This window comes from Ignavibacteriales bacterium (assembly GCA_026390575.1).
Classification (GTDB): domain Bacteria; phylum Bacteroidota; class Ignavibacteria; order UBA10030; family UBA10030; genus Fen-1298.
Window position 1 is genome coordinate 246,853 of record JAPLFR010000008.1, and the last position, 12,459, is coordinate 259,311.

The 12,459-nt window shown below is 41.1% G+C and carries 9 protein-coding genes; all 9 read left to right on the forward strand.

From position 1 onward, the window contains the following. The first annotated feature begins 68 nt into the window (after positions 1-68). On the forward strand, positions 69-710 hold the full coding sequence (gene udk / locus NTX44_07210; protein MCX6121395.1) for a uridine kinase: 642 nt from the start codon (positions 69-71) through the stop codon (positions 708-710). A gap of 154 nt (positions 711-864) precedes the next feature. Next, positions 865-2,193 carry a pitrilysin family protein gene (locus NTX44_07215; protein MCX6121396.1) on the forward strand — a complete coding sequence of 443 codons (1,329 nt, stop codon included), beginning with the start codon at positions 865-867 and terminating at the stop codon, positions 2,191-2,193. A 222-nt stretch (positions 2,194-2,415) separates the two neighbouring features. Beyond that, positions 2,416-3,648, forward strand: a complete 1,233-nt coding sequence (locus NTX44_07220) for a pyridoxal phosphate-dependent aminotransferase (protein ID MCX6121397.1) — start codon at positions 2,416-2,418, stop codon at positions 3,646-3,648. Between the two features lie 16 nt (positions 3,649-3,664). After that, complete coding sequence (locus NTX44_07225) at positions 3,665-5,341, forward strand: 2Fe-2S iron-sulfur cluster-binding protein (GenBank protein ID MCX6121398.1); 1,677 nt, start codon at positions 3,665-3,667, stop codon at positions 5,339-5,341. A 16-nt stretch (positions 5,342-5,357) separates the two neighbouring features. After that, positions 5,358-6,404, forward strand: a complete 1,047-nt coding sequence (nuoH, locus tag NTX44_07230; protein MCX6121399.1) for an NADH-quinone oxidoreductase subunit NuoH — start codon at positions 5,358-5,360, stop codon at positions 6,402-6,404. Positions 6,405-6,419: 15 nt separating this feature from the next. Continuing rightward, entirely contained in the window at positions 6,420-6,920 is a 501-nt protein-coding gene (locus tag NTX44_07235; protein MCX6121400.1) for an NADH-quinone oxidoreductase subunit I, read from the forward strand. A 213-nt stretch (positions 6,921-7,133) separates the two neighbouring features. Continuing rightward, a complete protein-coding gene (locus tag NTX44_07240; GenBank protein ID MCX6121401.1) occupies positions 7,134-8,675 on the forward strand; it encodes a YifB family Mg chelatase-like AAA ATPase in 1,542 nt (513 codons plus the stop codon). 113 nt (positions 8,676-8,788) lie between these two features. Next, positions 8,789-11,833, forward strand: coding sequence for a prolyl oligopeptidase family serine peptidase (locus NTX44_07245; protein MCX6121402.1), 3,045 nt, complete (start codon positions 8,789-8,791; stop codon positions 11,831-11,833). Between the two features lie 106 nt (positions 11,834-11,939). Then, positions 11,940-12,347, forward strand: coding sequence for a hypothetical protein (locus NTX44_07250; GenBank protein MCX6121403.1), 408 nt, complete (start codon positions 11,940-11,942; stop codon positions 12,345-12,347). Positions 12,348-12,459 lie beyond the last annotated feature (112 nt).

The following is a 12,459-nucleotide window of genomic DNA, read 5'->3' on the forward strand; positions in this document are numbered from 1 at the left end:
CCGCAATTGAAAGTCGCGAATCTTCCATATATATTGTGATAAATGACTCCATAAGCATAAAGAATAAAATGAAACCACTCGTCATAGGATTAGCAGGCGGTACCGGCTCTGGAAAGACTTCGGTTGCAAATAAAATTTTAGATCGTCTCGATAGAAATCATATCGTGGTTCTCCAACATGATTCCTACTACAAAGATCTTGAAAAATTTGGAGGACTTACTCCGGATAAAATCAATTTTGATCATCCGGATTCGCTTGAAACGGATATTCTCATTCAGCACATCTGGCAGCTCTGCGAAGGGAAGACGATCTATCAGCCAATTTATAATTTTGCAACAAACCGCCGAATGGTTGAGACTCAGCAAATCGCACCAAAGGATATCATTATTGTAGATGGCATTTTGATTTTTGTTGAAAAGCGATTGCGCGAACTGATGGACATAAAAATATTTGTCGATACCGATGCTGATGAACGCTTGATTCGGAGAATTCGGCGTGATACTCTTGAGCGCGGACGTTCGGTGGAAACAGTGATGAACCAATATCTCGGCACGGTGAAACCGATGCATCTCGAATTTGTAGAACCAAGCAAGCATTGGGCAGATATTATCATTCCTCAGGGCGCAAACAATCTCGTTGCGATTGATATGGTGGTGACAAAAATAAAATCGATGATTGCTGCAAAAGCAACAATTGCCGAAAAATCATAACTGCATTCGATACGTTCTTGCTTCCCGAACGATGATTGACAAGCGCGCGTAGTGCCCTTCTTTCCATTTCTTGACTCTCCGTCAAAAATCCGATATCTTCATCATAGATATTATTTTCTATCAAATTTCTTCATTTGTTATTCATCGGGGTTCTGTGAATCAACACAAAAAGCTTAAAACCATAAGGCAGGCAGTCTTGCCCTCGTTCACTCACAAAACTGAAGCGACGTACCAAAAGACGGTTCTTGATAACGGCGTACGTATTGTGACGGAAGAAATTCCACACGTGCGTTCTTTATCGCTTGGATTTTGGATCGAGACAGGATCAAGGGATGAATTCCCGGCAAACAACGGGATATCTCATTTTATTGAACACATGGTATTCAAAGGTACGAAGAAACGAAGCGTGAAAGAAATCGCTCAAAGCATTGAATCAGTCGGTGGCTACTTAAACGCATTCACCAGTAAAGAGCACACATGTTATTATGCGCGCGTACTCGATGAACATCTCGAATTAGCAACAGATGTGTTAAGCGATATGGTATTTCAGCCGACTTTTCCACAAAAAGAATTCGAGAAGGAAAAGAATGTTATTCTCGAAGAGTTGAAACAAGCAGAAGACGATCCGGATGACATTATCCAGGATTATTTTGAAAAAGCCCTTTTCAAAACGCACCCCCTTGGAATGCCAGTCATCGGCAATGCGAAATCGATTACTTCCTTTACGCGCAAGGATCTTCTTCACTATAAAACCGAACAGTATACATCCGCCAATCTTGTTGTTGCTGCAGCCGGCAACCTTCAACATGCGGAGGTGGTGGAATTAACAAAACGCTACCTCCAAAATGCTGTGAACAGTACAAATAAACGATCAGAACGGAACCAATCCGTATTTGAGGAACCGAGTTCTGTTTTAAGCGAATACTACAAGCCGATTCAGCAAGCGCACATTTGTCTCGGGACAATCGGTTTTCATGTTCACGATGAAAGACGTTTCCCTATGCAAGTGTTGAACACACTGCTGGGAGACGGAATGAGCTCCCGATTATTCCAGAACATACGGGAAAAATACGGATTTGCGTATGCAGTGTACAGCTTCAATAATATGATGCAGGATACGGGTGCAGCCGGCGTGTACATCGGAACCGATAATTCTCATGTTCAACGATGCATCGACCTCGTGTGGAAAGAATTAAAATCATTGCGTACGAAAGGCATCACAAAAGAGGAACTTACGCGCACAAAAGCGCAATTGAAGGGAAGTATGATGCTGGGTATGGAAAATATTCCCAATAGAATGATACGGTTAGGAAGCTCGGAGTTGTATTTCGGAGAACTTATTTCATTAGACACAATTATTCATAAGATTGATGCAGTCACCCGGGAAGAGGTGCAGGAGATAGCGGAAGGACTATTTAAGGAAGATCGTTTCGCCACAGTCATCTTCCATCCGAATGGCAATCACGAGACCACAACAAAATAATAGTATCACAATTAGTAACTACTCAGCAAAGAAAATAAAAAATATTCGACCACCCCATCCCGCCACCGTAAAACGGTAGCGGGACACCCCTCCTTGTCAAGGAGGGGAAAATTTCTCCCCTTTTAAAGGGGAGATGTCCCGATGAATGACATTCATCGGGACAGAGGGGTTGTATAAAAACACAATAGCTGAATAATTACCACAATTATATGATTTTGTTTTATGAAAACATCTGACACACAATTTGCGAAAACTCCACTTTCAATTTCACGGAGAGGACGAGAGATACAAGGGTCACCTATTCGAAAACTTGCCGCTCTTGCAGAAGCGCGCAAGAAGCAGGGAATCCATGTCTACCATTTGAATATCGGTCAGCCGGATTTACCTACACCTTTGCCCGTCCTGGAAGCGGTGCATAATTTTTCGCGCCGGACAATTGAATATGCGCCATCCAACGGTTTGCCGGAATCGCTCACGGCATGGAAAAAATATTTTAATCATTCTGGAATTATCTTTGATGAAAGTGAGCTTATAGTCACAACCGGTGGATCCGAAGCAATAACCTTAGCGATGTGCGCCATCTGCGATATGGATGACGAGATCATCGTGTTCGAACCGACGTATGCAAATTATAATGGTTTTGCATGTATCGCGAATGTGAAACTCCGAGCTATTCCTACAATGATAGAAAATGGCTTTCATCTTCCGTCAGAAGAGGTGATTGAGGCCTTTGTTACGAACAGAACACGAGCGATCCTGTATTGCAGTCCATCCAATCCTACTGGAACAATTTACAGTCGAGAAGAAATTCAACGACTTGTCAATGTGGCGATAAAACATGGATTATTCATTCTTTCCGATGAAACATATCGCGAGTTTGCGTATGAGAAAAAAGCAATAAGCATTGCAGATTTTCCTCAGGTACACGATAGAGCAATTGTACTTGAAAGCTGTTCAAAAAAATTCAACGTATGCGGTGTTCGAATCGGAGTGCTTGCAAGCCACAATAAAGAGATTATTTCTACAACATTGAAGTTTTGTCAGGCGCGGCTTTCTGTCGCAACGATTGAACAATTAGCTATGGTCCCGCTTCTTGAAAATCCGGAGCCGTATACGCAGCCTCTCGTTGAAGAATTTAGAAAAAGACGCGATGTCGTATGCGAAGGATTAAAATTTATTCCTGGTATTACGTTTTACAAACCTGAGGGAGCATTCTACATCACTATCGGTTTGCCTGTCCAAGATTCCGAGTATTTTGCAAAATGGCTTATTGAAGAATATGAAGATGAGAAGGAAACCGTTCTCTTAGCTCCTGCGCAGGGATTTTATACAACACAGGGCAAGGGAATGAATGAAGTTCGTTTGGCGTTCATGTTGAATATCGATGATCTTAAGCGATCGCTTATAATACTGAAGAATGCGCTCGAAGTATATCGGCGTAAATTTCTGAAATAAAAAGATATAGAGTGTAATGATAAAGATTACGATTAATGGAAAAGAACTAGAAGTTGATCCGAAACTGACGATCATTCAGGCTGCATCTCAGAACGGAATTGAAATTCCGCATTTCTGTTGGCATCCAAAACTCTCGGTTTCCGGCAACTGTAGAATGTGTCTTGTCGAAATTGAGAAAATGCCGAAACTTGTTATTTCCTGTTCAACACAAGTTGCAGATGGCATGGTAGTCAAGACAAAGAGTGAGAAAGTTGTGAAAGCCCGCAACGCTGTCATGGAATTTTTACTCATCAATCATCCCTTAGATTGCCCGATTTGTGATGAAGCAGGCGAGTGTAAGTTGCAGGATTATACATATAAATACAGTGTTGGTTCAAGTAGATTTCAAGAAGATAAAACCCATAAACCTAAACGAGTAGAACTTGGCCCGAATGTAATGCTGGATGTTGAGCGCTGTATTATGTGTTCTCGATGCATTAGATTTTCTGAGGAAATTGCTCATCAAAAAGTACTAACATTCACTGAGCGCGGCACACACGTCATTCTTACCACATTCCCAGGTACTAAATTAGACAATCCCTATTCAATGAACGTGGTGGATATTTGCCCGGTCGGTGCACTCACAAACCGTGATTTCAGATTTAAAGCGCGTGTATGGGAAATGTCTTCAACAGAAAGTATTTGCATCGGTTGTGCTCGAGGTTGTAACACGCACGTGTGGATACGTAACAATGAAATTTTGCGCCTTACTCCACGGGATAATGAAGAAGTGAATTCTTCCTGGATGTGTGATGAAGGCAGGGTGAATTCATTCAAATTTGTATCGAGTGAGAATCGTATTAATGGACCAATGATCCGAAAAGACGGTAGAAAAGTGGAAGTCGGCTGGGATGAAGCAATTTCTAAAGTTGTTTCAGAACTGCGTACATATCGCAAACATGAAATCGCAGGCATCGGATCGGCATATTGTACAAATGAAGACAATTACATCTTTGTCCGCTTTTTTAAAGAGGTTATTGGAAGCAAAAATATTGGTTTTCTACGGCACGCAAAGCCCGGAAATGAGGACGACTTGCTGATTCGTGCCGATAAGTCGCCAAATAGTCTTGGCGCGTCTATTGTTGGAGTTACGGGAGAGACTGGTACGGATGGTATAGATCACATTATTAAAGGAATTACAAGTGGCGCTATCAAAGTGCTTTATGTACTTGAAGATAATATTGCAGCGGATCCTCGGATAGCTGAAGTTCTATCAAACCTTGAAGTGCTAATTGTTCATTCGTCCATAAAAAACGAAACGACGAAACAGGCCGATGTTATTCTGTCTGCTTCGACATTTGCAGAAAAACATGGAACATATACGAATTTCAATGGACGCGTGCAACGCGTGCAGCCCGCGGTGGCAATGATAGAACAAGAACGTGCTCCGGATGGAATGGCAATGAGCCGCTGGGATAAATTTGCAGCACGGAATGATAGCTGGGGAAAAGGAACCAAACGCGATGCACGTTCGTCTTGGAGAATAATTGCAGCAGTTGCCTCTGCCATGGGCGTGAAAATGAAGTATGCTGCGGCAGAAGAAGTATTCAAGGAAATAGCAGAACGCGTTCCGGCTTTCAAAGGATTGTCGTACTCAAAGATAGGAAGTCAAGGCGCATTCTTAAAAGAACATCTTAAAGTTAGTAAGTTATAGAAAGCATATTTGATCAATGGATCTCATCTCAATACTCATACTTCTCGCAAAGATTCTCATTATCATGTTTGGAATTTTGGTTCTAGGCGCCGCTATGGCTGTTTTAGCAGAGCGCCGCGTCAGTGCGTTTATTCAAGAGCGGTATGGTCCTAACCGTGTTGGTCCGGGCGGAATCATTCAACCGTTCGCTGATGTGGTAAAACTTGTAATGAAAGAAGATATTGTCCCTTTGCAGGCAAATCGCTTCATTCACGACCTTGCACCAATCATTTCGATCAGTGTCGCTCTCAGTACGTTTGCAATTATTCCTTTCGGCAATACCATCGAATTATTCGGACGGCAAATAAAACTCATCATTGCGGATGTTGATATCGGCATCCTGTATCTGCTTGCTCTTACATCCATCGGTGTGTATGGTGTCAGTCTTGCGGGTTGGTCATCGAACAATAAGTATTCTCTGTTGGGCGGATTACGTTCTTCAGCGCAGCTGATCAGCTACGAATTATCGATGGGATTGTCGCTCATCGGTGTACTCATGATTTCCGGCACGCTTCGCCTGGATCAAATTGTTCTCCACCAGACGGAGTACTTCTGGGGTGTTATTCCGAAATGGAATATTTTTCTTCAACCGCTTGGTTTCATAACGTTCCTCATTGCGTCATTCGCAGAGACGAATCGTCTTCCATTTGATTTACCTGAAGCAGAGCCGGAATTAGTCGGCGGCTATCACACGGAATATACCGGCATGAAGTTCGGCCTTTTTTTCCTTGCTGAATACGCAAACGTTATTACATCGAGCGCAGTAACAGTGACATTGTTTTTAGGCGGATGGCATCTGCCATTTATTGAACAGTTAGGATTATCACCGCTGGCGGTAAGTCTGCTGCAAATACTAACGTTTCTTACAAAAGTCATTCTGCTTATTTTGTTTTTTATTATTGTGCGGTGGACTATTCCGCGCTTTCGCTACGATCAACTGATGCATATCGGATGGAAAGTGATGCTGCCGATTGCGATAGCGAATTTCTTAATCACCGGTCTAGTAATGTTATTCCTTCTGTAAGAGCGAAATAGAAAAATGAGTTCATACGGTCAAATCATCCGAAAGAAAGACCTTAGTATATTGCAGAAAACGTACATTCCAGAAATCCTAAAGGGACTTCGGATGACGATCAGGCAAATGTTCAAACCGGCATTCACGTCTCAATTTCCGGAAGAACGATTTAAACCAGAATCATCGTTTCGCGGCAGACCGGTACTTGTTACGGAAAATGGAGTTGAGCGCTGCGTTGCTTGCGGGCTTTGCGCACGCGTATGCCCTTCACTGGCAATTGAAGTACAGGCGGCAGAAACAGAACTTGAGAAAGAGCGGTATCCGATCAAATTTGAAATCAACATGGTACGATGTATCTTTTGCGGCTTTTGCGAAGAAGTGTGTCCGGAAGAAGCCATTGTGATGAGTAAAGAATATCTGTTGGTATTTTCGAGTCAGGAAGAAGCTTTGTTTGGCAAAGAGAAACTACTTAAATCAACTGAGGAGTTGAAGGAACGTTTGGAGTTTCTGCGGAATAACAGATAAAAAGGGAACTTCTAAAATCCCAAATTTTAAAATCGAAATCCATAGCACAAAATATTCTTTGGAAATTGATCATTTGATTTTTGACATTTGTTTAAGATTTTCCCAAAGGGATGGCCTTTGGCAGATCCTTGAAGATTGAGTTTTGAGAGATGCTCACTTTATTCTTGAAACGTCTATACTATTAACTTTCTAGCACGGGAACTACCTATTATCATGTTTTCCCAAATCTTGAGCGCCGCGACATTTGGAGTTGATGCCTATCTTGTCAATGTAGAAACACATCTTGATCTTGGCTCTCCAAAATTCTTTATGGTCGGGTTGCCTGATAATGCGGTAAAAGAAAGTATCCATCGCGTCACCGCTGCGATCAAAAATTCCGATTTTAAATTTCCCAATCGGAAAATGACAGTGAACCTTGCTCCTGCCGATGTGAAAAAGGAAGGCTCGTCGTATGATTTACCAGTAGCGCTTGGCATTCTTACTGCATCGGGTCAACTCAAATCTGAAGTACTGGATAAGTTTGTTGTGGTAGGTGAATTAGCGCTCGATGGTACATTGCGCCCGGTGCATGGGGCCTTGGTCATAGCATTGGAAGCAAGGGCGAAAGGGAAGCGCGGTATATTGCTTCCTGAAGAAAACGCGAGAGAAGCTGCAATGGTAGAAGGCATAGAAGTCTATCCTATGAGGAGTCTGCGTGAGTCGATTGAATTCTTTGCGGGAGAACATCGTTTGCTCCAGCCTTTTCACATGGATATGCACGAAGTTTTTTCTGGAGAGCAGCATTATACCGTAGATTTTGCAGATGTAAAAGGACAAGAGAGTGTGAAACGCGCAATGGAAGTGGCAGCTGCCGGTGCGCATAACATTTTGCTCATCGGTCCGCCTGGTTCCGGAAAAACGATGCTTGCAAAACGTCTGCCGACCATTCTTCCGCCTATGACATTTGATGAAGCGTTAGAAACCACAAAGATTCATTCTGTGGCAGGAATGCTGCCGTTACATTCCGCTCTCGTTTCGGTTCGTCCTTTTAGGTCGCCACATCATACAATTTCAGATGCAGCCTTAGTAGGCGGCGGTACAATTCCGCGTCCGGGAGAAATCTCGCTCGCACACCATGGTGTCTTATTCTTAGATGAATTACCGGAATTTGCACGGAGTGTTCTTGAAGTGATGCGGCAGCCATTGGAAGACAGTCATGTGACAATCAGCCGTTCGAAAATGTCAGTAGACTTTCCGGCGAATTTTATGTTGGTATGCGCAATGAATCCATGCCCTTGCGGCAACTATGGAAATTCCACCGCTGAATGTACATGCAATCCTGTGCAAATACAGAAATATGTCGGCAAGATCTCCGGACCGCTTTTAGATCGTATTGATATTCATGTGGAAGTACCGGCTGTGAAGTACAACGAATTGGCATCAAAACGGACTGGAGAGAATTCAAGTATAATACGCAACCGCGTCATAGCGTCGCGTGCCATGCAAGCAGATAGATTCAACGGACGAAAAGGATTATTTAGTAATGCGGATATGGATTCAAAAGAAATCAAAGAATTTTGTCAGATAGATCAAGCGGGAGCGGATCTGTTGAAGATGGCAATGAGCCGTCTGGGATTTTCTGCTCGCGCATACGACCGCATTCTCAAAGTATCTCGTACAATTGCTGATCTTGATGGAAGCGTTGACATTCATCCTCACCATTTAAGCGAAGCAATTCAGTACCGAAGTCTCGATAGAAGTTTCTATGCAATCTAACTAATTTTGCAATTATTTTTTAATGGTGGAATGTTATATGCAGATTAAAGATAAATGCTTTTCATTGTACCAATAAACAAGAAAACAGAAGATAAAAAAACGGAGATGTTATTATGAGGAAATTCTTAGACTCGAAATTATTCCTATTTATCGCCTTGCTTTTTATCATGAACTTTTTTGTCAATGCGCAACAATCACTTAAAAATGAAACGCGCATTCCATGGGCAGATGCTACCGGCGGGTTCATCCGGGATTGGTTAATGATCGGTGGGTTTCCAGCTCAAGGCGGAATCGATACTGATTTTCTTCAAGAACACGGTGGGGAGCTTAATATTCAACCGGTAAATGGAATGACTCATAAGCTTCAGAATGGATCGACGATAGAATGGAAAAATTATCATTCGCCTTATAACTATATTAATTTTTTTGATGCATTGAAGGATATTAATTACAACAACATTACCGCGTATGTCTATGCAAAAGTGAATCGTCCCAAAGACGGCAAAGCAGTCCTTTCCTTTGGATGTACAGAATCTAATAAAATATGGATTAACGGAAAACTTGCATACTCTGGCAACTCCAGTGGATCAACTGCAGAAAATTACCAAATTGAAGTTGATATGCTGAAGGGGGAAAACTCAATTCTTATGAAAACGGTTCACGGAGATTGGACATGGGGTTTCACTTTTAGAATTATCGAACCGGAAAGTTTCTCAATCGTTCAAGATTTTAAATTAACTCCATCAATTGTAAAATCAGATGCACAGAATAAACTGATTATTAAAACCGATAGAACTCTCAATCCCGAAATCAAAAAAAAGGATTTGCAGATTAAAATTGTTTCCGGAGGTGGGAAAATAATAACTCAGAAAACAGTGAAGCGCGGAGAAGAATTAACTTTTAATACAAGTGATTGGCCCAACGGTGTTTTTGATGTTTGTTTTAAAAGCAACGACAGCCGCGATCAAATAATTACCGCCTATTTGTACTGGTACAAAGGAGATGCATTAAAAGAAGCGAAAGAACTTATTTCCACTATTCCTAAAAACCCAAAATCGCAGGATGAATTGGTTCATACAATGCTTGCAGATATGATTTGGGATCGGATTGGTACTGATTTAAATAAAGTTGATTCCTCTAAAATTCTATCAATTTATTCTCCATTGTTGGAATATGAAGATTTAAAACTGAACAAACCCGGTAAAATAAGTAGTATTCGTCCAAATGGATTTGTTCGTCTTGCATACCGGGATGAAATTGATAATGCACCTCAGTTTTGCCGAGCATACCTGCCGATGAATTATGATCCTCAAAAGAAGTGGCCTTTAGTAATTTATCTTCATGGATATAATCCGGCAAATCCTGTCTATGTAAAATGGTGGTCGGTTGACAGCCGGCATTCAAATGTTTCGGATAAATATCCGGTAATTTATATGGAACCACTTGGAAGAGGTAATACAAGTTATTTGGGTATCGGGGAATTGGATATATTGCGCTGTGTCGAAATGGCGAAACAGTCATTTAACGTTGATGAAGAGCGGATCTACCTCAAAGGAGAATCAATGGGCGGCGGAGGAACCTGGAATGTGGGAACGCGGCATCCGGATATTTTTGCTGCAATTGCACCGGTTTATGGTGGATGGGATTATCATGTTAATATGGATGAACAACAACTAGCTAAACTGACGGAGCGCGAACGTTTTTATCGTGAAAGAAACAGTTCCTTTGCCCAGGCAGATGCAATGCTCACTACCCCGATTTTTGTTTTTCACGGAGATGCCGATAAATCAGTAGATGTAAAAAATTCAAGATATGTTTTAAGTATGATGCAAAGATGGGGCTATGATATCCGATATCGCGAATTTCCGGGATACGGACACGAAGGAATCGATTTAATAAATGATCAACTTATACCATGGTTTTTGGAACACAAAATAAATGCAAATCCAAGTAAAGTACGCGTAAGATCTGCATATTTAAAATCTGCATCTGCTCACTGGGTAAAAGTTACACAGCGTAACAATCCATTTTCTTTTATCGAAGCGGAAGCTGAAGTACTAAACAATCACACAATCCGTCTATCAACCGAGAACGTTTTGGCGGTGGAACTTTCTCCAAAAAGTCCATTGGTTGATATTGAAAGACCTGTGAAAGTAATTTGGAATATCAGCGATATTCGCGAAGTAAAATTGGAGAATGGAAAGATTAATTTGTGGTTTCAAAATTATAGACCAGGACAACTGAATAAAAACCCTAAAAGGGAAGGGCCTATTTCAGATGTAACCGTAACTCCTTTTGCAGTTGTGATCGGTACAATTTCGAATGATTCTCTTATGGTAAAATTGTGTAATCAGAAGGCGCAAGAATTTATTAACGGATGGAAAGATTGGCAGAAATTTGAACCGCGTGTTTTTAAGGATACGGAGTTAACCGATGAGGATATGAAAAAGTATTCGTTAATTCTTTATGGCGGTGCTGATGCAAATCTTGTTACAAAAATATTGAGTAGTAAAATTCCACTGAAAATATCCTCCAATGAAATTGAAATTGCGGGCAAGATATTTCTAACGAAAGATGCGTGCGTGCAAATGGTTTATCCGCATCCACTAAACGCCGAAAGGTATGTGACCATCATAGGCGCTACTTCAATGGCGGGTATGTATTTATTTCAGCAACGTAATGAAGATTATGATTTCTTTATTCAAGATGGCTGTATTCCCAACGGTCGTTTGGGAAGGCCAATGAATAAGCTTTACATTGCAAGAGGAATTTTTGATTATAACTGGCTGATAAACGATAAGATAATAGATGTTGGGGATCCTGAATTAAGGAAGAATAGTCCAGTTCGAAAAGTATTGCCCGATCTTACAACGGTGATTGAAAATTTGCCACAGATTGATTTACACATCTACAAAATGCTTACCGGGAAATATGAAATCCAGCCCGGTGTGAATGTAATTATCTTTGTCGATCATGATAAATTAATGGCAAAAGGGCCAGATGGACAACAGGTTCAACTTATCCCAGCATCTGAAACTGAATATTTTATCGATGTTTTTGATATGCAACTCGATTTTAAAAGAAATAAAAATGGTATAGTTGATTCTATTACAATTCATGAAAATGATAGAGATACTGAAGCAAAGAAAATTGAGTGATAAATAATTATTAACTGCGCGGCTTTTTATGGATTACAGAATACTTTTGGCTAAAGAAGTTTCTATGCAATCTAACTAATCATCAACTTATCATAAGGAATAAATTATGAAGAAATCACTTATTACAATGCTTGCTGTTTTCATTGTCAGCGGATTCGCGCTGGCACAACAAAATGGAAAACAAATCACAGTTGTTGGCGAAGTTGTTGAATCTCAATGTTACATCACTGGTTTGAATGGACCGGGCAAAGGACTTTCGCACAAAGAATGTGCCCTCAAGTGCGCCAAAGGAGGAATTCCGTTAAGCATTCTCGAAGATAAAACAGGAACACTCTATTTAACGGGGCAATCGAAAAAGGCGATGGCTGGGACGAGCGAATTATTGATCCCATTTGTTGCTGAGAAAGTCAAAGTTACCGGTCGGCTGTTTGAAAAAGGCGGAATGAAAATGCTGCTCATCAGTAAAGTGGATAAGATAGGTGAAGAGAATAAGAAGCAGGAAGAAAAGAAATAAATTATTTTATTCTCACCTTAATATAATAGTTCTCAAAAAGGCGGCTTGTGCCGCCTTTTCTATTTTGTAAGCAAGTGACCGTCACTTTCTACGTTTGAGCTCAGTGAAGTGA

Bases quoted from the DNA above. Each gene is read 5' to 3' on its own strand.
- udk (MCX6121395.1), top strand. From the start codon at position 69: ATGAAACCACTCGTCATAGGATTAGCAGGCGGTACCGGCTCTGGAAAG.
- NTX44_07220 (MCX6121397.1), top strand. From the start codon at position 2,416: ATGAAAACATCTGACACACAATTTGCGAAAACTCCACTTTCAATTTCA.
- NTX44_07225 (MCX6121398.1), top strand. From the start codon at position 3,665: ATGATAAAGATTACGATTAATGGAAAAGAACTAGAAGTTGATCCGAAA.
- nuoH (MCX6121399.1), top strand. From the start codon at position 5,358: ATGGATCTCATCTCAATACTCATACTTCTCGCAAAGATTCTCATTATC.
- NTX44_07235 (MCX6121400.1), top strand. From the start codon at position 6,420: ATGAGTTCATACGGTCAAATCATCCGAAAGAAAGACCTTAGTATATTG.
- NTX44_07240 (MCX6121401.1), top strand. From the start codon at position 7,134: ATGTTTTCCCAAATCTTGAGCGCCGCGACATTTGGAGTTGATGCCTAT.
- NTX44_07245 (MCX6121402.1), top strand. From the start codon at position 8,789: ATGAGGAAATTCTTAGACTCGAAATTATTCCTATTTATCGCCTTGCTT.
- NTX44_07250 (MCX6121403.1), top strand. From the start codon at position 11,940: ATGAAGAAATCACTTATTACAATGCTTGCTGTTTTCATTGTCAGCGGA.